The organism is Pseudonocardia sp. NPDC046786 (assembly GCF_040645415.1).
In the GTDB taxonomy this organism is placed as follows: Bacteria; Actinomycetota; Actinomycetes; order Mycobacteriales; family Pseudonocardiaceae; genus Pseudonocardia; species Pseudonocardia kongjuensis.
In genome coordinates, this window is record NZ_JBEYYF010000022.1 from 88,482 (window position 1) to 115,129 (window position 26,648).

Annotated in this window: 22 protein-coding genes; 7 read left to right on the top strand and 15 right to left on the bottom strand. The window is 73.0% G+C overall.

Annotated features, from left to right (window positions below):
* Window positions 1-41: 41 nt before the first annotated feature.
* The 5 genes from ABZ881_RS23855 to ABZ881_RS23875 all read right to left on the bottom strand — a co-directional run bounded on the left by ABZ881_RS23855 (window position 42) and on the right by ABZ881_RS23875 (window position 4,848).
* A complete protein-coding gene (locus ABZ881_RS23855) occupies window positions 42-326 on the bottom strand; it encodes an MmpS family transport accessory protein (protein ID WP_358487752.1) in 285 nt (94 codons plus the stop codon).
* Between the two features lie 126 nt (window positions 327-452).
* Window positions 453-1,631, bottom strand: coding sequence for a helix-turn-helix domain-containing protein (locus ABZ881_RS23860; RefSeq protein WP_358487754.1), 1,179 nt, complete (start codon window positions 1,629-1,631; stop codon window positions 453-455).
* Between the two features lie 86 nt (window positions 1,632-1,717).
* The gene (locus ABZ881_RS23865) at window positions 1,718-3,268 is read right to left on the bottom strand and encodes a long-chain-fatty-acid--CoA ligase (protein ID WP_358487755.1); all 1,551 of its coding nucleotides are present in this window, start codon (window positions 3,266-3,268) and stop codon (window positions 1,718-1,720) included.
* A gap of 18 nt (window positions 3,269-3,286) precedes the next feature.
* Window positions 3,287-4,279 (bottom strand): LLM class flavin-dependent oxidoreductase, encoded by a 993-nt coding sequence (locus ABZ881_RS23870; RefSeq protein WP_358487756.1) that lies wholly within the window; start codon window positions 4,277-4,279, stop codon window positions 3,287-3,289.
* A gap of 32 nt (window positions 4,280-4,311) precedes the next feature.
* Window positions 4,312-4,848, bottom strand: coding sequence for a cupin domain-containing protein (locus ABZ881_RS23875; protein ID WP_358487758.1), 537 nt, complete (start codon window positions 4,846-4,848; stop codon window positions 4,312-4,314).
* Window positions 4,849-5,029: 181 nt separating this feature from the next.
* Between ABZ881_RS23875 and ABZ881_RS23880 the strand changes: the two genes are divergently transcribed.
* From ABZ881_RS23880 to ABZ881_RS23895, 4 genes are read left to right on the top strand one after another with little or no spacing between them, the layout of a single operon-like run.
* On the top strand, window positions 5,030-6,175 hold the full coding sequence (locus ABZ881_RS23880) for an acyl-CoA dehydrogenase family protein (protein WP_358487759.1): 1,146 nt from the start codon (window positions 5,030-5,032) through the stop codon (window positions 6,173-6,175).
* A complete protein-coding gene (locus tag ABZ881_RS23885) occupies window positions 6,172-7,083 on the top strand; it encodes an enoyl-CoA hydratase (RefSeq protein ID WP_358487760.1) in 912 nt (303 codons plus the stop codon). Before ABZ881_RS23880 ends, ABZ881_RS23885 begins: the two co-directional genes overlap by 4 nt.
* Window positions 7,080-8,672 carry an AMP-binding protein gene (locus tag ABZ881_RS23890; protein ID WP_358487762.1) on the top strand — a complete coding sequence of 531 codons (1,593 nt, stop codon included), beginning with the start codon at window positions 7,080-7,082 and terminating at the stop codon, window positions 8,670-8,672. Before ABZ881_RS23885 ends, ABZ881_RS23890 begins: the two co-directional genes overlap by 4 nt.
* Before the next feature lies 1 nt (window position 8,673).
* Window positions 8,674-9,789: a CaiB/BaiF CoA-transferase family protein gene (locus tag ABZ881_RS23895; RefSeq protein WP_358487763.1), complete on the top strand. Its 1,116-nt coding sequence runs from the start codon at window positions 8,674-8,676 to the stop codon at window positions 9,787-9,789.
* A 273-nt stretch (window positions 9,790-10,062) separates the two neighbouring features.
* On the opposite strand, the gene pcaD is transcribed toward ABZ881_RS23895, so the two are convergent.
* The 7 genes from pcaD to ABZ881_RS23930 all read right to left on the bottom strand — a co-directional run bounded on the left by pcaD (window position 10,063) and on the right by ABZ881_RS23930 (window position 15,903).
* Window positions 10,063-10,848, bottom strand: a complete 786-nt coding sequence (gene pcaD, locus ABZ881_RS23900) for a 3-oxoadipate enol-lactonase (RefSeq protein WP_358487764.1) — start codon at window positions 10,846-10,848, stop codon at window positions 10,063-10,065.
* On the bottom strand, window positions 10,845-11,342 hold the full coding sequence (locus tag ABZ881_RS23905) for a nuclear transport factor 2 family protein (protein WP_358487766.1): 498 nt from the start codon (window positions 11,340-11,342) through the stop codon (window positions 10,845-10,847). The genes pcaD and ABZ881_RS23905 overlap by 4 nt, the downstream gene beginning before the upstream one ends.
* A complete protein-coding gene (catC, locus tag ABZ881_RS23910; protein WP_358487767.1) occupies window positions 11,339-11,626 on the bottom strand; it encodes a muconolactone Delta-isomerase in 288 nt (95 codons plus the stop codon). Before catC ends, ABZ881_RS23905 begins: the two co-directional genes overlap by 4 nt.
* Window positions 11,627-11,628: 2 nt before the next feature.
* The gene (locus tag ABZ881_RS23915) at window positions 11,629-12,750 is read right to left on the bottom strand and encodes a muconate/chloromuconate family cycloisomerase (RefSeq protein WP_358487769.1); all 1,122 of its coding nucleotides are present in this window, start codon (window positions 12,748-12,750) and stop codon (window positions 11,629-11,631) included.
* 85 nt (window positions 12,751-12,835) lie between these two features.
* The gene (catA, locus tag ABZ881_RS23920) at window positions 12,836-13,690 is read right to left on the bottom strand and encodes a catechol 1,2-dioxygenase (protein WP_358487770.1); all 855 of its coding nucleotides are present in this window, start codon (window positions 13,688-13,690) and stop codon (window positions 12,836-12,838) included.
* Between the two features lie 19 nt (window positions 13,691-13,709).
* Window positions 13,710-15,293 carry a 4-hydroxyphenylacetate 3-hydroxylase N-terminal domain-containing protein gene (locus tag ABZ881_RS23925; RefSeq protein ID WP_358487772.1) on the bottom strand — a complete coding sequence of 528 codons (1,584 nt, stop codon included), beginning with the start codon at window positions 15,291-15,293 and terminating at the stop codon, window positions 13,710-13,712.
* A gap of 52 nt (window positions 15,294-15,345) precedes the next feature.
* On the bottom strand, window positions 15,346-15,903 hold the full coding sequence (locus tag ABZ881_RS23930; protein ID WP_358487773.1) for a flavin reductase family protein: 558 nt from the start codon (window positions 15,901-15,903) through the stop codon (window positions 15,346-15,348).
* Window positions 15,904-16,054: 151 nt separating this feature from the next.
* On the opposite strand from ABZ881_RS23930, the gene ABZ881_RS23935 reads away from it, so the two are divergent.
* Both ABZ881_RS23935 and ABZ881_RS23940 read left to right on the top strand, forming a co-directional pair.
* Complete coding sequence (locus ABZ881_RS23935; protein ID WP_358487774.1) at window positions 16,055-16,831, top strand: IclR family transcriptional regulator C-terminal domain-containing protein; 777 nt, start codon at window positions 16,055-16,057, stop codon at window positions 16,829-16,831.
* Between the two features lie 335 nt (window positions 16,832-17,166).
* Entirely contained in the window at window positions 17,167-20,247 is a 3,081-nt protein-coding gene (locus tag ABZ881_RS23940) for a DUF3427 domain-containing protein (RefSeq protein ID WP_358487775.1), read from the top strand.
* 22 nt (window positions 20,248-20,269) lie between these two features.
* Here the strand turns inward: ABZ881_RS23940 and ABZ881_RS23945 are convergent, their stop codons facing one another.
* The 3 genes from ABZ881_RS23945 to ABZ881_RS23955 all read right to left on the bottom strand — a co-directional run bounded on the left by ABZ881_RS23945 (window position 20,270) and on the right by ABZ881_RS23955 (window position 23,227).
* Window positions 20,270-21,787 (bottom strand): MmpS family transport accessory protein, encoded by a 1,518-nt coding sequence (locus ABZ881_RS23945; protein ID WP_358487776.1) that lies wholly within the window; start codon window positions 21,785-21,787, stop codon window positions 20,270-20,272.
* 219 nt (window positions 21,788-22,006) lie between these two features.
* The gene (locus ABZ881_RS23950; protein ID WP_358487777.1) at window positions 22,007-22,897 is read right to left on the bottom strand and encodes a MerR family transcriptional regulator; all 891 of its coding nucleotides are present in this window, start codon (window positions 22,895-22,897) and stop codon (window positions 22,007-22,009) included.
* Window positions 22,898-22,930: 33 nt separating this feature from the next.
* A complete protein-coding gene (locus ABZ881_RS23955; protein WP_358487778.1) occupies window positions 22,931-23,227 on the bottom strand; it encodes a WhiB family transcriptional regulator in 297 nt (98 codons plus the stop codon).
* A 343-nt stretch (window positions 23,228-23,570) separates the two neighbouring features.
* Here ABZ881_RS23955 and ABZ881_RS23960 point away from each other — a divergent pair, with 343 nt between their 5' ends.
* Window positions 23,571-26,318, top strand: a complete 2,748-nt coding sequence (locus ABZ881_RS23960) for an AAA family ATPase (RefSeq protein WP_358487781.1) — start codon at window positions 23,571-23,573, stop codon at window positions 26,316-26,318.
* Window positions 26,319-26,648: the final 330 nt, after the last annotated feature.

Here is a 26,648-nt window from a genome sequence, read left to right on the forward strand (position 1 = left end):
AGTGACGTGGCCCCGACCCGGTGCACCGTTGCCGCCGGCCGTCAGCGATTCCCGCTGCACGACACCGCCGAGAAGTCACCCTCCGCCGACTCCTCGGAGATGACCGCACCCTCGACGAGGATCCGGCAGGAGATCTCACCCGACCCGCCGGCAGCGCTCACCGAGTAGTCGGTGGGCCCGGACTCGGCGGGCAACGTCCGCTCCCACGGCAGCTCCGCGCCGGAGACCTGGGAGACCGCCGTCCCCCGCCGGGTCCCCTGCCGCCGGGATCCTGGCTGCCGGCCGGTGTCCCGGACGCGACCGACCTCAACCAGCGATCCGGGCACGATCACTACCTGTGCCGGGCCGCAGCTGCGCCGGGTCGCGGAGCACGTCGTCGGCGGTGCGCCCGAGGACGACCAGGTTCGCCGCCGCGACGGCCAGTACCCCGAGCAGGTCGGCGGCGCCGACGGCTACCGGTGTGCGGAACCGTGGTCCGCCGGTGGAACTCCCTGCGGCGGCGCCGGGACGGGGGCCCGCTGCAGTTCCGCGGCGAGCACGACACGGGTGATCTCGACCAGCTGCGCGCCGATCCCGGCCCGGCGCAGGTGCGGGATCCGGACGAGGTCGTCGACCCCCGCCCTTGCCGCCCGGACCAGGGTGGCGGCCGCGGCCTGGTCCAGCTCCGGCCGGGCCGCCCGAAGGAGCTGCGTCCAACCGGCCAGCAGGCCGTCCCGGTCTCGCCCGTCACGATCGGAGTCGGCGAGATGGATCGACTCGGTCAGCGCCACCGAGACCAGGTCCGGGAAACGCAGAGCCAGTCCAACGTAGAACTCGCCGAACAGCCTGAGCACGTGCGCCGGATCGCTCCCGCGCCCGTGCGCGTCGAGCAGGCCGAGGGTGACCCATTCGTCGAGCCTGCCGAGCAGCGCGGCGAGGATAGCCATCTTGCTCGGGAAGTGGTGGTAGATGCTCGGCCCGTGGATACCGGCCCGCTCGCCGATCTCCTCGAGCGTGACGCCGAGGTAGCCGCGCGTGCGGAACAGCGCCGCCGCGTGGTGCAGCAGCCGTTCCCGCCGGGAGGTCAGCTCCGGATCCCGGCGGTACGGCTGCGGGCCCAGGTCGTCCGGACCGGGGAGGGGCAGCCGGCCGATGTCGCGGACCGCGGCGGTGAGCAGCTCGTCGTCGTGCAGCGGACGGGTGTCGGCGACAAGACTCTGCCCCTGACTTGCGGCGACGGCGAGCACCGCCCAGGCGAGGGGCTCCGTGTCGGCCCGGCTGCCGCGATCGTCCCGGTCCGCGGTGAGGACGGCCTCGACCCCCCGGGCGATCTCGACGACGCGCCGCTGGACGGATCGGCGTTCAGCCTCGTCGAGGTGGCGTGCCTCGCGCTGCCACAGCAGGGCGTGTGTCGGGTCGTCGAGGTTCATCCGGACGATCCGGCCGACCAGATCGTCCCATCCCGGATCGGCGTGCAGCGCCGTGAAGTAGGCGTCCTGCCCGGTGACGGAGACGTGCGCCAGCAGGGCGTGCTTGTTCGGGAAATGCCGGTAGAGCGCGCGGGCGGTGACGCCCACGGCTCCGGCGATGTCCTCCATCCGGACCGCGTGGAACCCCCGCTCGGCGAACAGGATGCGGGCGTGCCGGGCCACGTGCTCGCGCCGGTCCCGGGGTCGACGTCGGGGTGCGGCGCCATCGGGGGCCGCCCCCGACGCGGAGGCAAGGTCGTGTCGGGACACTAAGCGGGGACCTCGGCACTTCCGTCGGTGAGCTGGGCTCGCAGTTCGCGCTTGAGGACCTTACCGGCGGCCGACAACGGCAGCGCATCGGCGAACGACACCGACCGTGGCGCCTTGTACCCGGCGATCCGCGTCTTCGCGAACTCCCGCAGCTCGCCGTCGGCGACCGTGCTGCCGGGACGCAGGACGACCACGGCGTGCACCCGCTCGCCGTAGGTGTCGTCCGGGACGCCGACGACTGCACAGGTGGCGACGGCCGGATGGGCGGCGAGGACGTTCTCCACCTCGGTGGAGTACACGTTCTCCCCGCCAGTGATGATCATGTCCTTGATCCGGTCGACAAGGTACAGATAACCGTCCTCGTCGAGCCTGCCGCCGTCGCCGGTGTGCATCCACCCGTCCCGCAGCGCCTCGCGCGTCTCCTCGGGCCGGTCCCGGTAGCCGCACATCACGTGCCCGCCCCGCACGAGGACCTCACCGACACCGCCGGTGGGGACCGCGTTCCCCTCGGGATCGACCACGCGCAGCTCACTGTGCGCGGTCACCCGCCCGGCCGAGCGCAGCCGGGGCGACCCCGGCCGGTGGTCCTCGGGCGGGAGGATCGTCGCCACCGGGGACAGCTCGGTCATCCCGTAAGTCTGCACCAGCTCGATCTGCGGCAACCTGGCCATCAGCCGCTCCAGCACGGCGTCGGAGATGGGCGCCGCGCCGTAGATCATCCGGCGCAGGCTGGTGAGGTCGGCGTCGGCGGCACGCGGGTGGTCGATCACCATCTGGGCCATGGTCGCGACGAGCAGGACGTCGGTGACCCGGTGCCGCTCCACGGTCTCCAGGAACTCGACGGGACCGAACTGCGGGATCACGACCTGGGTGTTGCCGGCGACACCCTGGGCCACCCAGCCGGCCAGGTCACCGAGGTGGAACATCGGGGCCGCATGCAGCATCGATCCGCCGGGCGTCACGAACCGGGTTGTCGCCATGCACCCGTAGGCGGACGTGAGCAGGTTGGCGTGGCTGAGCACGACGCCTTTGGCCCGGCCGGTCGTGCCACCGGTGTAGAAGATCGCGGCGGCGGCGTCGCCGCCGCGCCGGGAGTCCGCCACCGGCTCGTGGGCGGCGATCAGGTCCTCGTAGGCGTGGGTTCCGTCCGGTACCGGCCCGTCCCCGCAGTGGACCACGTGCTCCAGTTGCGGACAGGCCCCACGCAGGTCGTCGACGACGGACAGGAAGGTGTCGTCGACGAACAGGACCCGGGTGTCGCAGTCGTTGAGCGAGTCCGCGATCTCGGTCGGGCTCCACCGGATGTTGACGGTGTTGATCACGCCGTCCGCCCAGCAGGTCGCCCACAGGTACTCGAGATAGCGGTCGGAGTTCAGCGACATCATCGCCACCCGCGCCCCGTCGCGGACGCCGAGGCCTCGCAGCGCGCCGGCGAGGCGGGCGATCCGGTCGGTGCTCTCGGCGAACGTGCGGATCCGGTCGGAGTGGATCGTCGCGATCCGCTCGGGGGCACGCTGGGCGGCCCGGTGCAGTCCCTGCGTCAGGTACATCGTCCCGTTGCCTCCCGCTCAGCCCGCAGCGACGGCGGCCGGCGCCAGGCGGGAGAAGGCCTCCAGCTCGCGCGGGATGTCCGGGCCGGCGGGCTGGAAGACCACCTCGGTCACGCCGGAATCCGCCAGCTCCGCGAGGCGGGCCCGCAACGTGTCCGCCGTGCCGGTGAAGGTCAGCGCCTCGACCGTCTCCCGGGGGATCATCCGGTCGTCGTGCTCGGAGACCTCCATCAGGTGCCCCTTGTGCAGCAGGACGTGGCGCTCGTCCTCGGTCAACCCGTCGATCACCTTTCCCCAGTCCGGGCCGTTGGGCAGGGCGGCCAGGTCGTAACCCGCCTCGTAGTACAGGTGGTAGATCACCGCGGCCGCGTGCCCCGCGGCGAGCCACACCCGGTCGGAGGTGACGCTCTCGCCCTCGTCGAGCACGGTCCCCAGCGCCCAGCGCGCGGCGTTCGCCCAGCCCGATCCCGGGTCGGCGTTCACGGTCAGGATCCCGTCGGCGTGCTCGCGGGCCGCCGCGATCCCCTTCGGACCCTCGGCCGCCATGTACACGTCGAACTCGACGGGCAGCGGGGGCAGGTACCCGGTCGCATGCATGAGTTGCATGCTGCGGCCCTCCCATCGGACCGCCTCGCCGCGCAGCAACGCCCTGAGCGCGGCGACGTACTCGGCCACGTCGGCCCACTTCATCGGCTTGTGCCCCAGCGCGCGCAGGCCGGTGAACCCGGTACCTACGCCGAGGGTGAACCGCCCGGGTGCGATCGACTCGATGGTCGCGATCGCGGACGCCGTGGCCATCAGGTGCCGCAGCCTGGGGACCGCCACCCCGGTCGCCAGCCCGATCCGGTCGGTGCGGTCGGCGGCCCGGGCGAGGGCGATCCAGGGATCGAGGCAGAGGGCGGGAGAGTCGTAGACCCAGGCCCGGGTGTAGCCGAGCTGCTCAGCGAGCTCGATGTGGTCGGGGGTCGCGGCGCCGGTGTAGAAGGCGCAGGAGAGCTTCGGTACGGGCATCGTCGGCCGCCTCCGGTGTCGTCGGATCGGGATCAGGACTGCGTGGCGCCGCAGAGGGCAAAGGCGACGACGAAGGGTTCCGTGCCGTCGTTGAACCAGGCGTGCGGGGTGCCGTTCTGGATCAGCGTGTCGCCGTGTGACACCCGCACCTCGACGTCGTCGAACCGCAGGACACCCGCGCCGGCGACGACGACGATGTAGTCGACCGTCTGTGTGACGTGCGCACCCGGCTGCTCAGGGAACGCGAATGTCGCAGCCGCACCGGGCAGCTTCTGCTCGATCTCCGCGGCGGCCACCGCCAGGTCCGTCGACTCGTCCGGGACGTAGGTGATCCCCGGCGGGACGGACAGGAGCCCGAACCGCAGCCCCGGGTGCGGGGGGAAGAACGTCGCCTTGTGGTCACCGGCCGACGCGTCGGTCACCGGCAGGGCCGCCCCATCGCTCTCCCAGACCCGCACGATCTCCACGCCCGGCAGCAGCGCGACCGTGGTGGGCTCGACGGGCCCGTCGTCCAGGACGGCCGTCCGCCCTGCCGTGTCGGACCCCATCACGACCCTGCGCACCTTCATAGCCCGGTCCTCCCTGCGCCGACCGTCGCCGAACCTGCTGGACAGCGGGCCGGATTCGATCGATTGTCCATCAACATTATTATGATCTGAGCAACAGCGCGATCATATCAGCAGGCAGCATCATCTTGTGTCAAGTATGTCCATGATGATTTGATCGAGCCAGAACGCGTTAGGAGAGACCATGAGCGCCAGACCTGCCGTCGACGACCGGAAGCACTTCATCGAGGCCGTCCGGACCTTCGCCCGGCGCGAATGCGGCACGCGCGAGCAGCGCGCTGCCCTGACCAACGGCGGGACCGAGGCTCACAACCAGGCCGTCAACCGCACGCTCGCCGAGCTGGGCTGGAGCGGCGTCGCCATGGATCCCGAGTGGGGCGGCGCGGGCGGCGGCGTCACCGACGCGTGCCACCTGCTCGAGGAACTCGCCCACGGCAAGGTCCCGGTGTTCGGGCTGGGGATCTCCATGATCGTCGCCCGGACGGTGCAGGAGTTCGGCACCGACGCCCAGCGCGCGGAGATCGTCGGTGGCTTCTGCCGCGGCGACGTGTTCTCGGTGGCGATGAGCGAGCCCGACTCGGGGTCCGACGTCGGCTCGCTGACCTGCCGTGCCGAGCCGGTCGAGGGCGGCTACCGGATCAACGGCCAGAAGACGTGGATCTCCTGCGCGCACTACGCGGAGAAGATCCTGCTGGTCTGCCGCACCGAACCCACGGGCGACAAGCACGAGGGCATATCCATGCTGCTGGTCCCCACGGACACGCCCGGCCTGTCGATCCGTCCGATCGAGACGCTGGGTGGCCGCGAAGTCAACGACCTGTACTTCACCGACGCGGTGGTCCCGGCCGACGCCCTGGTCGGAACCGAGGGCGGCGCCTGGCGACAGCTCATGGCCGGGCTGAACTTCGAGCGGGTGCTGTGCGCCGCGATCTTCCTCGGCAATGCCGGAGCGGCCTTCGACGACGCGCTGGACTACGTCGGCACCCGGGAACAGTTCGGCCGTCCGATCGGGTCCTTCCAGACGATCAAGCACCGCGTCGCCGATCTCGCCACCGAGCTCGAGTGCTGCTCGCTGCTCGTCTACGACGTGGCCCGCAAGGTCGACGAGAACCCGGGCGGAGCGCTGTCCCGGGAGGCGTCCATGGCGAAGCTCAAGGTCACCGAGACCGCGAAGCGGATCAGCATCGAAGGGATGCAGATGATGGGCGGGGCGGGCTACACCACCGAGTACGACATGGAACAGCACCTGCGACGCAACATCGTCTCGACCGTCTTCGCGGGGACCAGCGAGATGCAGCGGGAGATCATCGCGAAGGCGTACCGGCTGTGACCGCGGCGCAGCCCGACACCGGCGGGCCGATCCGGTACGAGCGACCGCTCCCACACGTCGTGCGGATCGTGCTGGCCCGGCCGAACACCCGCAACGCCCAGAACCGCGAGATGCTGCACGCACTCGACGACGCCTACGCCCGCGCGGTCGGCGACCCGGACACCCGGGTGATCGTCCTGGCCGCGGATGGCCCGGACTTCTCCTCCGGGCACGATCTGACCGAGACCTGGGACATGACCGGGGCGTCACCCCGGACGCTCACCGGCGGGTTCACCGCACCGGGCGCCGAGGGCTGGTTCGCGACCGAGGAGGAGCTGTTCGCCGGGCTCTGCCTGCGCTGGCGGGACCTCCCCCGGCCGGTGATCGCGCAGGTCCAGGGCCGGGTCATCGCCGGCGGGCTGATGCTGGTCTGGCCGTGCGACCTGGTGGTCGCCGCCGACGACGCGACCTTCGCCGATCCGGTCGGCGCCTTCGACGTCAATGGCGCCGAGTACTTCACCCACCTGTGGGAGCTCGGTGCACGCCGAGCGAAGCAGCTCCTGTTCACCGGCGAGGCGATCACTGCCAGCGAGGCACAGACGATCGGCATGGTGAACGAGGTCGTCCGGCCCGACGAGCTCGAGGCGGCGACGCTCGACCTCGCGGCACGGATCGCGCAGCGGCCGCCGTTCGGGATCCGGCTGGCCAAGCGCGCGATCAACCAGGGCCTGGACCTACAGGGGCAGCGCTCCGCGATCGAGGCGGCGTTCGGGCTGCACCACCTCGCCCACGCCCACAACCGGGTACTCCACGACGGGCTCGTCGATCCCGCCGGGGCCGCCGTGATCCGTGCGTCGACGTCCCGTGCCGCCCCGCCTGGCGGCACCCCCGACCCGATTCCCGAGCGCCCGGAGGGCGACAGCCGATGACCGACCCGCGCACCCGCGTGGACGAACTCGTCCACCGCTTCACCCGCCCCGGCTCGTCCGCGGCCGATCTTCTCTGTGACAGCCATCCCGCAGACTCCGTGGCGTTCACCGTCATCGAGCCCGACCTGAGCTCGCGGGACATCACCTACGGTGAGCTGCGGGCGGAGTCCACGAGGTTCGCGGCGGGCCTGGCCGGGCTGGGCGTCGGACCCGGCGACGCAGTCGCGGTACTGATGGGCCGCTCCGCCGAGCTCGTCGTGGCCCTCCTGGGGATCTGGCGTCGCGGTGCGATCCACGTCCCTCTGTTCACCGCGTTCGCACCGCAGGCCATCGAGCTGCGGGTCGGTTCCAGCGGGGCGAAGGTCGTCGTCGCCGACGCCGACCAGTGCGGCAAGCTCGACGGGTTGCCGGGCACGCGGGTGGTCGTCGCCGGGGCCGGCGGGCACGGTCACGACGACTTCCACGAGCTCCTGGCCCGGCACGACGGTGCCGGAGACCCGCCCGCAGCCCTCGGGCCGGACGGTGTGCTGATCGAGCTGTTCACCTCCGGCACCACGGGCGCACCCAAGGCCGTGCAGGTCCCGGTGCGGGCGCTCGCGGCCGTCCTGGGCTACCTGGAGTTCGGGCTCGACCTGCGTGACGACGACGTCTACTGGAACGCCGCCGACCCCGGCTGGGCCTACGGCCTGTTCTACGCGGTGCTCGGCCCGCTCGCCGCACGGCGCCGCAGCCTCCTGCTGCACGCCGCCTTCGACCCGGTGACCACCTGGGGCGTCCTCGAACGGTTCGAGGTCACCAACTTCGCCGCCGCACCGACGGTCTACCGCAGTCTCAAGGGGGCCGACCATCCGGTCCCGTCCAGCCTCGCGCTGCGGTGTCTGTCGTCAGCCGGCGAGCCCCTCACCCCGGACATCCCGGCCTGGACCGGGCCGGTGCTCGGCGTGACCGTGCGGGACCACTACGGTCAGACCGAGCAGGGCATGATCATCGGCAACGGCTGGGCGGACACCGTGCGCGAGCCGATCCGCGCGGGGTCGATGGGCCGGCCGCTCCCCGGCTGGAGCGCCGCCGTGCTCGCCGACGGCGGCACCACCCCCGCACCGGCCGGAACGGTCGGCCAGGTCGCGGTGGACACGGCGAACAGCCCGCTGGCCACCTTCGGTGGCTACGCCCGGGCGTCCGGGACGTCCCGGTTCAGCGACGACGGTCGCTGGTACCTGACCGGCGACACCGCCACCCAGGACGAGGACGGCTTCTTCCGGTTCTCGGCGCGGGACGACGACGTGATCATCATGGCCGGCTACCGGATCGGGCCCTTCGAGGTGGAGACCGTCCTGCTCGGGCACCCAGCGGTGGCCGAGGCCGCGGTCGTCGGGCGGCCGGACGAGCTGCGCGGCGAGGTGCTGGAGGCCCACGTCGTGCTCGCACCGGGCGCCGAGGCCACACCGGATCTCGAGCGCGAGCTGCAGCAGCTGGTCAAGGACCGGTACGCCAGGCACGCCTACCCACGAGCCGTGCACGTCGTCGACGGGCTGCCGAAGACCCCGAGCGGCAAGATCCAACGCTTCCTGCTGCGGCAGGGCGGCTGACGTGGGCGTCCGCCGCGGCCCCCTCGCCGGGACCCGGGTCGTCGAGCTCGCAGGCATCGGTCCCGGCCCGCACGCCGCGATGGTGCTGGCCGATCTGGGCGCCGACGTGGTCCGGGTCGAGGCGCCGGATGACCGGCCGTTCCTCGACCCGGACATCGATCCGGTCCTGCGGGGCCGCAGCAGGGTCACCGTAGATCTGAAGGGCACCGCCGGACGCGACGCGGTACTCGCGCTCTGCGCACGGGCGGACGTGCTCGTCGAGGGCTACCGCCCAGGGGTCGCCGAGCGGCTCGGGGTGGGGCCGAAGGACTGCCGGGCGACCAACCCGAGACTGGTGTACGGCCGGATGACCGGCTGGGGACAGGACGGGCCGCTGGCCCGGCAGGCCGGGCACGACATCAACTACATCGCGCTGACCGGTGCACTGCACGCCATCGGTCGCGGCGGTGGTGAACGGCCGGTGCCACCGCTGAGCCTGGTCGGCGACTTCGGCGGCGGCTCGATGCTACTGGTCACCGGGGTCCTCGCCGCACTCGTCGAGGCCGGTACCTCCGGCCGGGGCCAGGTCGTCGACGCCGCAATGGTCGACGGCACCAGCCTGCTGCTGCAGACGGTGTGGGCGATGCGCGGCCAGGGGCTGTGGAACGACGTCCCCGGCGGCAACCTCATCGACGGTGGCGCACCGTTCTACGACACCTACACCTGCGCCGACGGACGGTTCGTCGCCGTCGGGGCGATCGAGGCCCGGTTCTACGCGCAACTGCTGCACGGCCTCGGCATCGACCCCGCCGGGCTCGGTCCGCAGCTCGACGCCCGGTCGTGGCCGGAGACCAGGGCCACGATCGCCGAGGCCTTCCGCTCCCGGACCCGTGACGAATGGACGGCCACCTTCACCGGCACCGACGCCTGCGTCACGCCGGTGCTGAGCTTCGCCGAGGTCACGGCCGATCCGCACATGGCCGCACGCCGGACCGTCGTCGACTCCGCGGCCGGGCCGCAGGCGGCGCCGGCGCCACGGTTCTCCCGCACCGAGACGGATCCGCAGCCGGGCCCCGCCGCGATGGCCGGTATCGACGCGATCCTCGCCGGGTGGGACGACGCCGGTTCGCCCGGCTGAGCCCGCGGCCCTGACGCTGTTCGGCACCGGACCGCAGGCCGCCACGCTGCGGGAGGCGGCCGACATCCGCGACGCGCCGGTCTCCGGGCGCTCGCCGACGTCAACCCGCTGCATGCCGTACCGGCCGGGGATCCACCGGTCCGTCGTGACGGGCGGCGGGTGTTGCCATCGGCCGGATGGCGTGGGAGGACCTGGCCATCGCCTCGGCGCTGCGGAACGCGGTTGCGCCGGCGGCCGGTTCCCCAGGGGGCCGGTGCCACGGACCGGGCCGGCTCACCCCGCGCGCCGCGCCCCGGACGCTGCGAGCTGCGCGCCGAGCAGGGCGTTGAGCTGCTCGGGCTTCTCCACGTTGAGCAGGTGCGCGGCGCCGTCGACGATCTCGAAACGGCCGTCCCGGACGCCGTCGGCGATCACCCGGACCATCTCCGGCGGAGTCGCCGGATCCTCGGCTCCGGCCACGGCGAGAACGGGGACGCCGATCTCGGGGAGCCGCCCTCGCACGTCGAAGCCGGCGATGGCCTCGCAGCAGGCGGCGTAGCCCTCATCACCGGTCGCGCGCAGCATTCCCAGCAGCCGTTCCGCCTCGTCGGTGCCGGCGAACGAGTGCACGAACCAGGTACCGGGGCGGCTGTCGAGCATGGCCTCGGTCCCCTCCTTCCGGACCGTGGCGGCCCGCTGCGGCCAGCTGTCCGGATCGGCGAAACGGGCCGCCGACGCGATCACGGTGAGGCCCGTTGCCCAGCCGGGGTGGTCGAGGGCGAGTTGCAGTGCGATCGCACCGCCGATGGACACACCGACATGGTGAGCGCGCTCGATGCCGAACCGGTCCAGCAGGGCGACGACGGCGTCCGCGAGATCGGCCATCGTGCGCGGGCCGTCCGGAGCGGCGCTCCCGCCGTGGCCGGGCAGGTCGTAACGGACGATCCGGAACCGGTCGGCGAACGCGGCGACCTGGGCGTCGAACAGGTGCAGGTCGGTGCCCAGCGACGGGCCGAGCACCAGTACGGGCGCGTCGTACGGGCCGTCGATCCGGTGGTGCAGCGCGATGCCGGTGGTCATGCGAACTGTCTCCCCGGGTAGGTGGCGGCGGCCGCGGCGACGGTGAACCGGCCGTGGTCCCAGCCGTCGGCGAGCGGGACGAAGTAGTCGAACGAGACCTGCTTGCTCAGGTAGCGCCAGACGCCGCCGTCACGGCGAAGCCGGTCGGTGTAGCGACCGGCCGCGATGTGCGGAACGCCGTCCTGAACGCACGGTTGCCAGAGGAACGACCGTGCCCGGGCGACGTCCGGACCCTCGAGTTCGATCTCGAGGTTGGTCACGTGGTGCCAGAACGCGGTGAGTCCGGAGTCGGCGAGCCCCGCGAAGAAGGCGCGGAGCCGATCATGGCCCTGGGCGCGGGACAGCCCGACGAACTCACCGTCGACGGTGAACAGCGAGACCAGGGTCGCCCAGTCACCGTCGTCGAGAGCCCGGCAGTACCGGGCGTCCAGATCCCGGATCGCCTCGAGCGCCTCCAACCGGACGACCCGCTGCTCCAGCTCCGCTGCGGTCACCGCTGCACCTGCAGGTCGGAGGGATGGGTGGCCAGCGGGGTGACCTTGATCGTCATGTACGGGAACAGCGGCAGCGACGACAGCAGGTCGTGCAGCTCGTCACCCGACCCGACGTCGAAGATGCTGATGTTCGAGTACTCACCGACCACCCGCCACAGGTGCGGCCACACCCCGGAGCGCTGCAGCTCCAGCGCGCGGGTCTTCTCCGTCGTGACGATCTCCGTACGCAGTTCGGGATCGAGGTCGTGCGGGATGGCGACATCCATCCGGACGTGGAACAGCATGGTCACTTCCTCCGGTACGCGCGGACCCTGGCGGGATCGAGCTCGACACCGAGTCCGGGGCCATCGGGCAGGTGCAGTCCGTCTGCGTCGTAGACGAGGGGTTCGACGAGCATCTCCTCGGCCATCAGCAGCGGGCCGAACAGCTCACTTCCCCAGGGCGTGGCGGGGCTCGCACAGGCGGCGTGCAGCGACGCCGCCGTACCGACCGGACTCTCGATCGAGGTCGCCGCGTAGCAGGGGATCCCGGCCGCGGCCGCGACCTCGGCGATCGCACGCCCGGCCCGCAATCCACCGGACTTGGTGGTCTTGACGGCGAAGATGCCGGCCGCACCGGCCGTCGCCAGCCGGATCGCGTCGGCCGGGGTACGCAGGCTCTCGTCGGCCATGACCGGGATCGGCAGGGCGGCGGCGACGGCCGCCATCCCCTCGACGTCGTGGCCGGGGAGCGGTTGCTCGATCATCTCGATGCCGGCCGCGGCCAGTCCGGGCAGGTGGGACAGCGCGGTCAGCCGATCCCACCGGGCGTTGATGTCCACCCGGACGCCGGCCACCCCGGCCAGCTTCTCGGCGACCTTCACGATCCGGGTGACGTCGTCGGCGGGGTCCTGCTTGCCCATCTTGAGCTTGAACGAGCTGTGCAACCCGGAGTCGAGCTTGACCAGGGCCTCCTCGACGACTGCGTCAGCGGGTTCGGTCCCCAGCGCCCAGGTGACGGGCACCGCGGTGCGGGCGGCACCACCGAGCAGCACGTGTACCGGGACGCCGAGGTGCCGGGCCCAGGCGTCGTGCAGGGCCACCTCGACGGCCGTCTTCGCGAACAGGTTCGCCGCCACGACGTCCGCGATGTCACGCAGGATCATCGGGATCTCGTCGACCCCGCGACCGAGCAGGACCGGGCCGAGGTAGCGCTCGACGATCAGCTGCATGGTCTCGACGGACTCGCCGCCCCACCACGGGCCGCCCGGGACGACGCCCTCCCCCACGCCCGTCACGCCGCCGGCGGTCCGGACGAACACGTAGAGCACCGGCTGGGCGTTCATGCCGGCCCGGGCGAACCGATGGGCACGACGCAACGGGATGTCGACGATCACGGTCTCGACCTGGTCGATCCGCATGTCGCTCATGGACCTTCTCCGTTCTCACGGACGGTGGGCACGGCGGCCGGGCCGGTACCGGGGCCGGACGTCGACCGTCCCCGGTACCGGCCCGTCACGCCGGTTCCAGCGTGAAGTCGTACTCGACGGTGCAGGTCCCGTCGCCGGCATCGACCGGGTCGAGGACCAGCTCGGGCTTGGTCGCCGAGGCGACGTCGCTGTCGAGCCACTCGCCGCCGCGGAAGTAGAGCTGGGTGGTGACGGTCCGGTACCCGGGAGCGCGGACGAGCAGGTGCAGGTGCGCGGGCCGCCAGGGGTGCCAGCCCGCGGCTTCGATCAGCGTGCCGGTGGGGCCGTCGGTCGGGATCTGGTACGGCGCCGGCTCGATGGTGTGGATCTCGAAACGGCCCTGTCCGTCGGCCACGACGACACCGCGCAGGTTCCCGTCGGGCAGGTGCGGGGCGAAGCCGGAGTAGTAGCCCTGGTCGTCGGCCTGCCAGATGTCGATCTCGGCGCCCGGTAGCGGGTCGCCATCGGTGCCGCGGACCTGCCCGCTGAACACCAGCCTGGTGCCCGGCTCGTCCGCGCGCTGCGGGAGCGTCGCCGGTGAGGTCGACCGGGCCTGGCCGGGCAGGTAGTACGGGCCGAGGATGGAACCCTTGGTTCCGTCCTGGTCGGCGGCGGCCACCTCCTCGACGACGTGCTCGACGAAGACGTCGAGCAGCAGCGGCCACTCGCCGCCCTCCCCGACGTCGATCAGGTACTGCTTGGCCGCCTGGAACTCGTCGTAGGTCACCGACTCCGTGCGGATCGTCCGGTGAATGCCCGCGAGCAGGGACGACACGACAGCGGAGACCCGCTCGGGCGGGACCGCAGGCGCACCGGGCGTCGGGGCCCGTCCGGCCCGGAACGCCTCGGTGGCCGAGCTGCCGGAGCCGGCGGCGGTGGGTGAGGACTGGGTGGTGGTCATGGTGGGTTCCTCTCCGCTGTCAGCGGTGACTGAAGATCGACACGTCGTCGTTGCCGATCAGGTCCGGGACGGTCCAGCCCTTGAGGTCGTACTCGGCCAGACACTGGTCGGCGAGGCCCTTCATCGCGTCCGCTGCGCCGGACATCTGGGCGTCCATCAGCATCTCGGCGCGGACGCCCTCGTGGTTGCCGGCGTAGTTGCGTTCGTAGAGCTCGTGGCGGCCACCGAACTCCGAGCCGATCGAGTCCCAGATCAGCTTCATCAGCTTGACCCGGTCGACGGCGTCGTAGCCGTTCGACCCTCGCACGTACTTGTCCAGGTAGGGCCGCACCTGGGCGGAGGCGAAGTCGGCGGCGTGGCTGGGCAGGTAGATCAGCGAGGACCCCAGGTCCTGCATGATGATCTCGCGGACCCGCGGGTAGCCGACGGTCATGAACCAGCGGTAGGCCATCCCGTACTCGTGCCTGGGCAGCAGGGTCCCGTCGATCCACTCCTCGGGGTTGCCGATCATCCCGTCCGAGAGGCCCCAGAACAGGTTGCGCCAGGCGATGACCTCGCCGACCCGGGTCTGGACGCCGCGGAAGTCCTGGGTGCCGGTGACCTCGAGACCCTTCATCAACAGACCCGCGATGAAGTCGAGCTTCACCGCCAGCCGGGTGACGCCCTGGAAGGTGAAGCGGTGCAGGAAGCCCGATGCGGGGACGAAGCTCGACGCCTTCTCCGTGTCGCCGTGGACGAAGACGTTCTCCCACGGGATGAGGACCCGGTCGAGGACGAAGATCGTGTCGTTCTCGTCCAGCCGGCTCGACAGCGGGTGATCGAACGGGCTCCCCGTCACCGCTGCCGTGTGCGAGTACGACGAGCGGCAGATCAGCTTCATGCCGGGCGCACCCATCGGGACGGTGCAGACCAGGGCGTACTCCCGCTTCTTGATCGGCAGGCCGTAGTGGGCCAAGAAGTTGAAGTGGGTGATCGCCGACCCGGTGGCCACGACCTTGGCACCGGAGACGATCAGTCCGTTGTCGGTCTCCTCCTCGACGTGCATGAACACGTCGGAGACGTCGTCCGGGTCGCGGTGCCGGTCCACCGGCGGGTTGACGATCGCGTGGTTCCAGTAGAGAACCTTCTCCTGGGACTCGCGGTACCAACGCTGGGCGTTGTCCGAGTGCGGTGCCCAGAAGTCGGGGTTGGCACCGAGGGTGCCGAGGAACGCAGCCTTGTAGTCGGGGCTGCGCCCCATGAAGCCGTAGGTCATCCGGGCCCACTCGGCGATCGCCGCCTGGTCCTTCCGCATGTCCTCGATCGAACGCGGCGCCCGGAAGTAGGGATGTGTGACGCCGCCGCTGCCGGTGTCGGTCGGGACCGTGAGCACGTCCCGCTTGTCCGGATCGTGCAACGAGTCGTAGAGGCGGGCCGTCATCCGGACCGCGTTGCGGAACGCGGGGTGGGTGGTGACGTCGTCGACCTTCTCCCCGTGGAGGTAGATCTCGCGGCCGTCGCGCAGGCTCTCGATGTACTCCTCACCGGTCAGCGGCCGGGTGACCGCGCCGTTCCTGCCGTTCGTGCCGGTCGGTACCGCGGTGTGGTCCTGCTGCAGGGTCATCGTCGACTCCGTCGTCTGTGAAGGTGGATGAACGGTCGGGCCGGGTGGGCGATCAGGACCGGCCCGCGGTGGGCCGGGCCGCGAGGAACGAGACTCCCCCGTCCGGCCCGTCGGCCGAGTCGTCCCAGAGCAACGGGTTGTGGTCGCCACCCAGGTGATGGAACTGCCCGGAGTGGAACAGCAGCGGCCGCCCCCCATGGATATGGAACTGCTGGACCTCGCCCAGGTAGAGGACGTGGTCGCCACCGTCGTAGGCCCGCCACGGCGTACAGGAGATGTGCGCGAGGGTCCCGGCGAGCCGTGGCGCACCGCAGTCGCTGTCCGTGGCCCAGCGAACCTCCTGGTTCGGTCGGCCGGCGAAATGCAGCGCCAGTTCCTTCTGCGCGGACTCGAGGACGTTGACCGTGAACGGCCGCGATTCGATCACCCCGCACAGCCGGGAGCGACGGCCCAGGGACACCAGTACCAGCGGCGGATCGAGGGACACCGCCGTGAACGCGTTGACCGTCGCCCCGTGCGCGGCACCGTCGGGGGCGTGACAGCTGATGACCGTGACTCCGGTGGTGAAGTGTCCCAGGCACCGGCGCAGCTCGGCAGGATCGATCGACATTGACTCACCTCCATGTACGCACTGCGTGCAGATTGCACGCTGTGCGTACGTCGAGCAAGGGTGCCGGGTTCCGGGCGATCCGTCAACCCTCGACGCGGGCGCCCGCCGTGCCGCACATCGAGGCGAGACGCCGATGCGGGAGGATGCGCAGGTGGACGACGCCGACACCGGGCCCAGGGACCGGATCCAGAGCATCGAACGCGGTTTCGCCGTGTTGCTGGCCTTCGACGACGAGCACCGGAACCCGAGCCTGATGGAGATCGCGCACGCGACCGGACTGTCCCGGCCGGCCGTGCGCCGGATCCTGCTGACCCTGCGGCACCTCGGTTACGTGGAGCCGACGACCGGCAGCCACTGGCGGCTCACGCCCCGGGTGCTGACCATCGGCCAGCACTACGTCACGTCGAGCACGGTGGTGGCGGTGTCCGAACGACACATGAGCCGCCTGGTCGAGGAGACCCAGGAGTCGGCCTCGCTGTCCGCACTGGACGGTGACGAGGTGGTCTACCTGGCCCGGGTGCCCGCGAAGCGGGTGCTGAACGTGAGCGCGACCGCCGGGACCCGGGTACCGGCACACGCGACCTCCATGGGCCGGGTGCTGCTCGCGGCAGCACCGTCCGACTTCGTCGAGCGCTACCTCGTCGAGCCGGGCCTGGCGCCGCTGACCCCGCGCACGATCACCGACCACGGCCGCTTCCGCGCGGAGCTCGCTCGGGTGCGCGAGCAGGGCTGGTCACTCGTCTCTGAGGAACGCGAGCGCGGGCTCATCGCGGTGTCCGCGCCGATCCGGGACCACACCGGCCAGGTCGTCGCAGCGCTGTCGTCGTCCAGCTCGACCGGCCGCACGAGCCCGGAGCACGTCGAACGACATGTCGTGCCGGTGCTGACGCGGATCGCGAAGGAGATCAGCGCCGAGCTGGGCGCCTGATCCCCCGCCGACCGGACTGATCGCCTCCGGCGGGGCGGCCAGCACCGTCGCGGTGCGTGGCCGGCGGCCACCGCCTCCTGGTGCCGACCGCCGAGCTGATCGCGCCGTGGGACGGCAGGCCCACGTGCGGGGCCGCAGGCTCGACAGCGATGCTAGGGCATGCGGTCCGTACGTCCCGGGTCCCTCGGGCCCGCCACGACGATCTCTCGCCGTGGCGCTCCCATACGGGCCCCACGACACGCCGGCCCGCCGGCGACGCGCTGCGGCAGGCCCGAATTGTCGGTCCCGGGCGGCATCCTGGTCGGTGATCGTGAACGACGACCGACGGGACGACCGTGACCGAACCCCTGCGCGCCGGAGCCCACGAGAGCCTGCGCACCACGGCTCTGGACGCGGCGCTCGATGCCTCCGGGTCCGGCCTCGACCCCCGCTGGGCACCGGTCGGGAGCGCCGAGCAGCCCCGCGTGCTGGCCCGGCACGTCGCCGCGGCGGTCGAGCGGGCGCTCGCCGACCGGTCCCCGGAGCAGCGCGTCGCGCTGGTCAACCGCCTGGTCGAGCTCGCCGAACGGGCGCCGGAGGACAGCGTCCACGAGGAGCTCGAGCAGCTCATCGCGCTCACCAGGGAGGTGGCGGTCGGGCACTGGGAGGTCCGGGCCCCGATCACCCCGCTGTCCGAGGCCGCGCTGTTCACCAACGCCGCCGGGGAGCCGACGCTGCACACGGCGCTGCAGTCGGAGCTGTCCAGCGTCGACCGGGTGGACCTGCTGTGTGCGTTCATCCGCTGGCACGGCATTCGGTTGCTGGAGCGCGAACTGGATCTGCTGCACGAGCGGGGCGTCCCGTTCCGGGTCATCACGACGACCTACATGGGCGCGACCGAGCAGCGCGCGGTCGACGAGCTCGTCCGCCGGCACGGCGCCCAGCTCAAGATCAGCTACGCGAGCGCGACCACCCGGCTGCACGCCAAGGCGTGGCTGTTCCGCCGGGACACCGGTTTCGACACCGCGTTCGTCGGCAGCTCGAACCTGTCCCGGTCGGCGCTGGTCGACGGCCTGGAGTGGAACGTGCGGTTGTCCTCGGTCGCCACACCGGACCTGATCCGCAAGTTCACCTCCACGTTCGACAGCTACTGGTCCGCGGCGGACTTCGTCTCCTACGACCCGGCGATCCCCGCCGACTCCCGGCGGCTCGCCGACGCGCTGGGCCGGGACCGCACCGACAGCACGCCGCTGACCGGCCTGGAGGTGCGGCCCTATCCGCACCAGGAGCAGATCCTCGAGGCGCTCGACGCCGAGCGGACGGTGCACGACCGGCACCGCAATCTCGTCGTCGCGGCGACCGGGACCGGCAAGACCGTCGTCGCCGCGCTGGACTACCGGCGGCTGCGCGAGCGGCATCCCCGGCTACTGTTCGTCGCGCACCGCACCGAGATCCTGGAGCAGTCCCGGCGCACCTACCGGGCGGTGCTGGCCGACGGCGCGTTCGGCGAGGTGTTCGTCGGCGGGGCCCGGCCGCAGCGCTGGAACCACGTGTTCGCGAGCATCCAGTCGCTGGCCGCGTACGGCGTGCACAACATCCCGCCGGACCGGTTCGACGTCGTCGTCATCGACGAGTTCCACCACGCCCAGGCACGGACCTACCGGGCGCTGCTCGACCACCTGCGTCCCGCGGAGCTGCTCGGCCTCACCGCGACCCCGGAGCGGTCCGACGGCGTCGACGTCCGGGACCGCTTCTTCGACGGCCGCAGCGCCGCCGAACTGCGCCTGTGGGACGCGCTGGCCGCCGACCTGCTGGTGCCGTTCCACTACTTCGGCATCGCCGACGACGTCGACCTGCGCGGCGTCGAGTGGAAGCGCGGCAGCTACGACGTGACGTCGCTGGACGGCATCTACACCGGCAACGACGCCAGGGCCGCCAAGATCATCCGGGAGACGAGGGCGAAGGTCGCCGACGTGACCGCGATGCGTGCGCTCGGCTTCTGTGTCTCGGTCGCGCACACCGAGTACATGGCCCGGGTGTTCACCGCGGCCGGGATCCCCAGTGAGGCCGTCACCGGGCGGACCACGGCCGACGACCGGGACAGTGCGCTCCGCCGGCTGCGGGACGGGGAGCTCGGCTGCCTGTTCGCCGTCGACGTGTTCAACGAGGGCCTGGACGTCCCGAGCGTCGACACCGTACTGCTGCTGCGCCCCACCCAGAGCGCGACCGTGTTCCTGCAGCAGCTCGGCCGCGGTCTGCGCCGCGCCCCGGGCAAGGCCGTGCTGACCGTGCTCGACTTCATCGGCCAGCACCGCCGCGAGTTCCGCTTCGACCTCCGCTACCGGGCGCTGACCGGGAGCAGCCGGTCCGGTGTCGTGCGGGACGTCGAGGAGGGCTTCCCGTTCCTGCCGTCCGGTTCGGCGATGGTGCTCGACGCGGTCGCCCGCGAGATCGTGCTCGACAACGTCCGCAGCCGGGTCCGGCTCCCCCGCCGAGCTCTGGTCGCCGACGTCCGCGCGCACGGCGAGACCGCGCTGGGCCGCTACCTGCGCAAGTCCGGCGGGGAGCTGTCCGACGTGTACCGCGGCAAGGGTTCGTGGGCCGCGCTGCGCCGCGACGCCGGGTTCACCGTCCCGGCGCCCGGCCCGGACGAGACCGCGCTGCTGCGCCGTCTCGCCACCCTCACCCACATCGACGACCCGGAGCGCGCCGAGGTCTACGCCCGGATCGCCGACCCGGACGGACCCGCCTACGCCCGGCTGACCGACCGGGACCGGCGGCTGGCCAGGATGTTGTTCTTCCAGCTGTGGCCCGACCGCGGCGGGTTCGACGGCTACCAGGACGGCCTCGACCACCTGCGCCGGCATCCGGCGGTGTGCGCCGAGATCGGCGAGCTGACGGCGTACACCCTCGACCGGGCACGGCACCTGCCGCGCCCGCTCGGCGAGGGTCTGCAGCACGTCCCGCTGCGCAGCCACGCCCACTACCGGCGCGAGGAGATCCTGGCCGGGCTCGACTGGGCCTCGATGCGCCGCAAGGCGGCCGGTCACGCGAGCGGCGTCGTGTGGGCGGACGTACCCCGGGTGGACGCGCTGCTGGTCAACCTGCACAAGAGCGAGCGCGACTTCTCCCCCACCACCATGTACCGGGACTTCGCCGTGACCCCGGAGCTGTTCCACTGGGAGTCGCAGAACGCGACGTCACCACAGAGCGGGACCGGGCGCCGCTACCTCGGGCACCGCGCGCAGGGCAGCCACGTCGTCCTGTTCGTCCGCGACGCACCCTCCGACGACATCGGCGAGGGCGCACCGTTCCTCTGCCTCGGCGCCTGCGAGTACGTGTCCCACCAGGGCAGCAAGCCGATCGCGATCACCTGGCGGCTGCACCGGGCAATGCCCGGCGATACGTTCCGGGCGGCGAGCGTCGTCGCGTCGTGAGCCGGATCCGCACACTCCGCCGTCAGCGGTTCCCGCTGCACGACACCGCCGAGAAGTCGCCATCCGCCGACTCCTCGGAGATGACCGCACCATCGACGAGGATCCGGCAGGAGATCTCACCGGACCCGCCGGCAGCGCTCACCGAGTAGTCGGTGGGCCCGGACTCGGCGGGCAACGTCCGCTCCCACGGCAGCTCCGCGCCGGAGACCTGGGAGACCGCCGTCCCCCGGCCGACGGTGATCGTGCCCGCCGATCCCGATCCGTTCACCTCGAAAATCACCTCGGTCGCGGCGGGTTCGGTGACGGCGTCGACGGCCGGTTCGATGCCGGGATCCTCGCCGCCGGGCTCCCCTCCTCCGGCTTCCTGGCCGCTCGGTGTCCCGGACGCGACCGCCTCCTCGGTCGGCGCGGTCCGGGGCTCGTCGTCCGAGCCACCGAGGACGGCGACCCCGATCGGTACCGCGGCCGCGACCGCTGCGGCGGCGGCCAACCACGGCCATCGCCGGCGGCCCGCCGGGGCGTCGTCATCGCCGCCGTCCCGGGCCGGCCGGCGCCGGGTGCCGCGGGTCGGCGGTTCTCCTCCGGTGCCGTCGGATGCCGCGGTCCGGGCGCGCACGGAGGCGTGGACCCTCGTGTCGACGGCGTCGGCGGGCTCAGCGAGGTCCGCGGCGTCGGTGCTGTCGGTGGCGGGCCCGGGGTCGTACCAGGGATCGTACGCGTCGCGCCGGTGGGCAGGCGCGCCGTAGCCGGACGGGGGCCGGACCGGATCGCCCGGGTCACGATCGGGGTGGCCGGGAGCCCCGGATGCGGGGCCGGCCGGGCCGGCGTGGGCCGGTCCGCCACCGAGGCCACCGAACCCGGCGGGACCGGCCGGGTCGTACCCGGGCTCGGCCCAGCGGTCATCGGAGCCGGCCCGACCGGATCCGCGCCCGGTCAGGTCGTCATCGCGCTCGGCCGGCCCATAGCCGTGCTCGGCCGGCTCGTAGCCGCGACCGGCGGCGGTGCCGCCGTGCCGCCCGCGGACGGGGACCTCCGCGGTGGGCGGGGTCGGGTCCTCGGCGCGGCGGCGCCCGCCGCGGTGGGCGCCCACCGGGCGGTCGTCCCCCGGCGGCACCACGTCGGCCGCGCGCCGGCCGCGCGTCCCCGGACGGTGCGGCAACCGCGGGTGGGGCGGGGTCGCGTCGGACGGCTCCGGAGCACGACGCCGCCCGCGCCGTGGACCGTCATCGTCCCGGGCCTCGTCCATCGGCCCGGAACCGTGACGCTCAGTGATCAACTTCGGTGGTGCGGACGCCTCGCCGGCCGGCTCCGGTCGGCGGTCGCGCAGCGGCGCAGGCCCGGCCGCGGCCCCCCGGCCCGGCGCGAAGACGACCCCGGCGGCGAGCTCGTCGGGCGAGCGATGCCCGGCCGGCGGCCCGGCTCCATCGTCCGGCGGGTCGATGACCTCGGCCGACCGGCGCCGGCCGTGTCGTGGCGCCGGAGCCCGCTCGTCGTCGAGCAGCCAGCGGCCCTCGTCCGGGTCCCATCTCGGTCCTGGCACGACGCCCCCCTCGGTTGCCGTGCCGATTCAACGATTCGGCCGCGCGCCGGTTACGGAACGCGGTCGCAGGGCCGGTCGTCGGCATCGTTCGGCCCCGCCCGCCGACCCGTTCGGACGCGCCGGGGAAACACCGGCCGTCCCGTCCGGGCCCACGCGCGCAGCCGAACCAGGATGCGGTGCCGTGCGATCCGCTCCTGCCCCCGGCCCGGCGTCGTCGGGTCAGGCCGAGCCGCCGGCGACCCCCGCGACCGGGTCCCGGCGGTGCTGCGCCGTCCGCCCGGTTCCGGTCCCGGCGATCCCGCGGCCCCACCGGGCCCAGGGTTCACCGAGCCGGTCCGCGCCGGCCGTCGTGCCGTCGTCGAGCGCAGCCACCCCGAGGGCCCGCCCCGCCGGTTCCGGGCCGGCCCGCAGCCGGCGCCCGATCCGGCACAGGACGTCGAGCTGGGCCGGGTTGTAGAGGTCGAGCACGGCCTCCCGGACCGCACGGGCGGCCGCGGTCGGTCCCGTGACGGCGCTCCACAGCCCGGGGACCATCGCCAGCACCCTCCTGATCCGGGAGAGCAGGCGGTCGGCGATCTCCTGCCGGGTCGCCTCGTCGGCGTCGGCGGACAGCTCGTCGAAGCCCGACGTCGCCGGGCTGCCGGGGAGCTTGTGCAGCGTGTCGACCAGTGCGACGACGACGGCCGGATCGAGCACCCGGCTCATCACCACCACCAGGGACCGGTCGGCCGCGGACAGATCGGCGCCGGCGATCCTGGCCGCCAGCGCGGGCGGCAGATCGGTGGGCGCGCACAGCTGCAGGATCTGGCGGACCTCGACGCGCGCCCGGTGCACCCGTTCCAGGGTCCGGGTGAGCTGGGCGTCCAGCGCGCGGAGCGCCTCGCGGGGATGCTGGTCGGCGTCGCCCAGCTCGGCGATCTGGGTCAGGCTGAACCCGAGATCGGCCAGCCGCTTGATCCGCAGCGTCCGCACGAGGTGGGTGACGCCGTACTCCTTGTAGCCGTTGCCGCGGCGTTCCGGCTCCGGCAGCAGCCCGACGTCGTGGTAGTGGCGCACCGCCCGCGCCGTGGTGCCGGCGAGTTCGGCGAGCTCACGTGTACTCCAGGCCACGATCGTTCCTTCCGTGTAGCGGTCCGGCACCGGTCAGAGGTGGCTGCTCAGCCGTTCGCGGTCGGCGGGCGAGAGCCCGCCCCACACCCCGTGCGCCTCGCGGTTCACCAGGGCGTGCACGGCGCACGGCAGGCGCACCGGGCACCCGGCACAGATGGCCTTGGCCGCCCGCTCGCGTCCCGGTTCGTCCTCCGGCGGGAAGAACACCTCGCACCCCATGGCGCGGCACGACGCCTCCCGGCGCCACGACCGGAACGACTCGGACGACGTGGCCGGACCTGCACCATCACGACGGACGACGAGGGCCGGATCGGCCTGGGCTGCTGGCATGCGGTCAGCGTGGCCGCCCGGACGGCGTCGTCGCGTCGGTAGAGGTCCCTGATCCCGCCCGGCCCGTCCGGACCGGGCGGACCGCCGGCGGCGGCCCGGTCCGGCATCGGACCGGGCCGCCCGCGCACCCGCCGGGGACGCCGTTGGCCCAGGCCGGCACCGGATGTCCGCGCCGTCCGGCGCCCCGTCCACACTGGTCGCCCGCGGTCTCCGACAGTGACCGCGGTGTCCGAATGGTCCATCTCGCTGCCACCACAACGGGGCTGGCGGAACGGCTTCGCATCGGTAAAACTCACCTATTCGGGGCGAACGGAATGATCCGGGAGCAGAGCTGAGTGATCTCCTGGGCCGGCGCGCGGAGCGCGCGGCCGTCGAGCACCTGCTCGCGCAGGCACACGCCGGGCACAGTGGCGCCCTCGTGCTGCGCGGCGAAGCCGGCATCGGGAAGACGGCGCTGCTGGAGCACGCCCGCGGCGTCGCGGAACCGTCCGGGTTCCGGGTGGAGAGCTCGGCCGGGGTGGAGTCGGAGTCGCAGTTCGCGTTCGCCGGGCTGCACCAGCTCTGCGCGCCGCTGCTCGACCGCGTGAGCGCGCTGCCCGAGCCGCAGCAGGCCGCCCTGGGGGTGGCGTTCGGGACGCACAGCGGCGCCGCGCCCGACCGGTTCCTGGTCGGGCTGGCCACCCTCAACCTGCTCGCCGAGGTCGCCGAGGACGGGCCGCTGCTGTGCCTGGTGGACGACGCGCACTGGCTCGACCAGGCGTCCGCCGAGGTGCTGGCGTTCGTCGCGCGGCGGGTGGAGGCGGAGCGGGTGGCGCTGGTGTTCGGCCTGCGCGATCCCACCGACCGGGAGGTCCCGGCGTTCGGCGGGCTGCCCGAGCTGCGCCTGGCCGGCCTCGGCGAGGCCGACGCGCGGGCCCTGCTCGCCACCGCGGTCCGCGCGCCGCTGGACGGCGGGGTCCGCGACCGGATCGTCGCCGAGGCGCGCGGCAACCCGCTGGCCCTGCTGGAGCTGCCCCGCGGGGTGCAGCCGGTGCAGCTGGCCGGCGGCTTCCAGCTGCCGGACGCGCTCGGCGTCCCGTACCGCGTCGAGGACAGCTTCCGGCGGCGTTCGGCCAGCCTTCCCGCCGACACCCAGACGCTGCTGCTGGTCGCCGCAGCCGAACCGACCGGCGACGCGGACCTGCTGTGGCGCGCCGCGCAGCATCTGGGCATCGCCCGTGACGCGGCGGCCGCGGCGGAGGCCGCCGGGCTGCTCGAGATCGACGCCCGGGTGCGGTTCCGTCATCCGCTGGTGCGGTCGGCGGTCTACCGGGCGGCGACGCGGCCGGAGCAGCGCCGCGCGCACGGCGCGCTGGCCGCCGCCACCGATCCGCAGCTCGATCCCGACCGGCGCGCCTGGCATCGGGCGCAGGCCGTGCTGGGCACCGACGAGGAGGTCGCCGCCGAGCTGGAACGTTCGGCGGACCGGGCACGGGCCCGCGGCGGGCTGGCCGCCTCGGCCGCGTTCCTCAAGCATGCGGCGGACCTGACCCCCGATCCCGGCCGCCGCGCCGGCCGGGCGCTGGGGGCCGCGCAGGCCACCTACGAGTCCGGGGCCTCCCGGATCGCCTCCGAGCTGCTGACCGTCGCCGCGGCCGGCCCGCTGGACGCACTCGGCGGCGCCCGCCTGGAGCTGCTGCGCGCCCAGATCGCGTTCCACCTGACCCGCGGCGCCGAGGTGCCGGGAATGCTGCTGGACGCGGCCAAGAAGCTCTGCCCGCTCGATGCCGCACTGTCCCGCGAGACCTACCTGCACGCGTTCGATGCGGCCATCATCACCGGCGGCCTCGGCGACGGCCGCGGCATGGCCGAGGTGGCCGAGGCCGCCCGGGCCGCGCCGCCGCCGACCGGCCCGCCCGAACCGGCCGATCTGCTGCTCGACGCGCTGGTCACGACGCACACCGACGGATACGCGGCCGGGGTGCCGGTGCTCCGGCAGGCGCTGGAGGCATTCTGCGTCGACGACGACCCGGCGGAGCCGGCGGCCTGCCGGGAGGCCCGGCGCTGGCTGTGGCTGGCGAGCCGGGTCGCGCTGACCATCCTCGACGACGAGCTGCTCTGGGTGCTGGCCCGGCGCAACGTCCGGCTCGCCCGCGAGTCCGGCGCGCTGGCCTCGCTCCCGGCCGCGCTGCTGTACCTGTCGTCGATGTCGGTGCTCGCCGGCGAGCCGGCCCGGGCCGCCGAGCTGGTCGCCGAGGAGACGGCGATCCGGCAGGTGACCGGAGGCGTGTCGCTGCACTTCGGCCGGCTCGTCATGGCCGCCTGGCGCGGGGACCCGGCCGAGACCGTCGAGCTGCACGCCGTCGCCGTGCGGGAGGCGACCTCCCGCGGGAACAGCGCGGAGGTCTCGCTGGCCGAGCACGCCCTCGGGGTGCTCAACAACGGGCTGGGCGACTACGCGGCGGCGCTGGACGCCGAGGAACGGGCCTGCGCGTCCCTCGAACCACCGCACATCAGCCTCGCCCTGCCCGAGCTCGTCGAGGCGGCGACCCGCGCCGGACGGCCGGAACGCGCCGCCGTCGCACTGGAGGAGCTCGACGCCCGCGCCCGCGCCACCGGCACCAGCTGGGCGCTCGGGCTGGTCGCCCGCTCGCGGGCGCTGACCGGCACCGGTCCGGACGTCGAGGAGCACTACCGGGCGGCGATCGACCACCTCGGGCGGTGCCGGCTGGTCGTCTACCTCGCCCGCACCCATCTCGTCTACGGCGAGTGGCTGCGCCGCGAGGGCCGCCGCCGGGAGGCCCGCGACCAGCTCCGCACCGCCCACGGGCTGCTGTCGGACATGGGCGCCGGGGCGTTCGCCGACCGCGCCGCCCGCGAGCTGCGCGCCACCGGTGAGCGCCCGCGCAACCGCACCGCCGCCCGGCCGACCGACGCGCTCACCGCGCACGAGCTGCACGTCGCCAGGCTGGTGGCGACCGGGGCGACCTCCCGGGAGGTCGCCACCCAGCTGTTCCTCAGCCCGCGCACGATCGAGGCCCATCTGCGCAGCATCTACCGCAAGCTGGGCATCTCCTCCCGCCGGCAGCTCAGGGAGCTGCAGCTGCCCTGACCGGCGGACGGCGTCGTCAGGTGGTGGCCGGCGTCGTACGCGTCCACTTCGCGGAGCCCGACCCGAGGCGGTCCCGGCCCCGCTCACCAGCTCGATCAGCCACTCGCATGCCGGGACGCCGGGAGCCGCCCCCTCGATGCGGTCGCGGCAGCACGCCTCTGATCACTCGCGCAGGTGCTCGTTCCGCCGGGGTATTCAGTCACCCCTACGAGTGACCCGGTAACCCACAGCTCACGGGACTGTCTGATCTTCGGTGTAACTGGTCCGACACGCCGAGCGCAGCTCGGTGGGAGGAGCAGTCATGACCAGCACGATCGAGCCTGTGCCCGA

Coding starts and splice junctions, on each gene's coding strand:
- ABZ881_RS23890 (WP_358487762.1), top strand. CDS start 7,080: ATGACCGACCCGCGCACCCGCGTGGACGAACTCGTCCACCGCTTCACC.
- pcaD (WP_358487764.1), bottom strand. CDS start 10,848: ATGACCACCGGCATCGCGCTGCACCACCGGATCGACGGCCCGTACGAC.
- ABZ881_RS23955 (WP_358487778.1), bottom strand. CDS start 23,227: ATGCCAGCAGCCCAGGCCGATCCGGCCCTCGTCGTCCGTCGTGATGGT.
- catC (WP_358487767.1), bottom strand. CDS start 11,626: ATGCTGTTCCACGTCCGGATGGATGTCGCCATCCCGCACGACCTCGAT.
- ABZ881_RS23915 (WP_358487769.1), bottom strand. CDS start 12,750: ATGAGCGACATGCGGATCGACCAGGTCGAGACCGTGATCGTCGACATC.
- ABZ881_RS23870 (WP_358487756.1), bottom strand. CDS start 4,279: ATGCCCGTACCGAAGCTCTCCTGCGCCTTCTACACCGGCGCCGCGACC.
- ABZ881_RS23865 (WP_358487755.1), bottom strand. CDS start 3,268: ATGTACCTGACGCAGGGACTGCACCGGGCCGCCCAGCGTGCCCCCGAG.
- ABZ881_RS23880 (WP_358487759.1), top strand. CDS start 5,030: ATGAGCGCCAGACCTGCCGTCGACGACCGGAAGCACTTCATCGAGGCC.
- catA (WP_358487770.1), bottom strand. CDS start 13,690: ATGACCACCACCCAGTCCTCACCCACCGCCGCCGGCTCCGGCAGCTCG.
- ABZ881_RS23930 (WP_358487773.1), bottom strand. CDS start 15,903: ATGTCGATCGATCCTGCCGAGCTGCGCCGGTGCCTGGGACACTTCACC.
- ABZ881_RS23925 (WP_358487772.1), bottom strand. CDS start 15,293: ATGACCCTGCAGCAGGACCACACCGCGGTACCGACCGGCACGAACGGC.
- ABZ881_RS23875 (WP_358487758.1), bottom strand. CDS start 4,848: ATGAAGGTGCGCAGGGTCGTGATGGGGTCCGACACGGCAGGGCGGACG.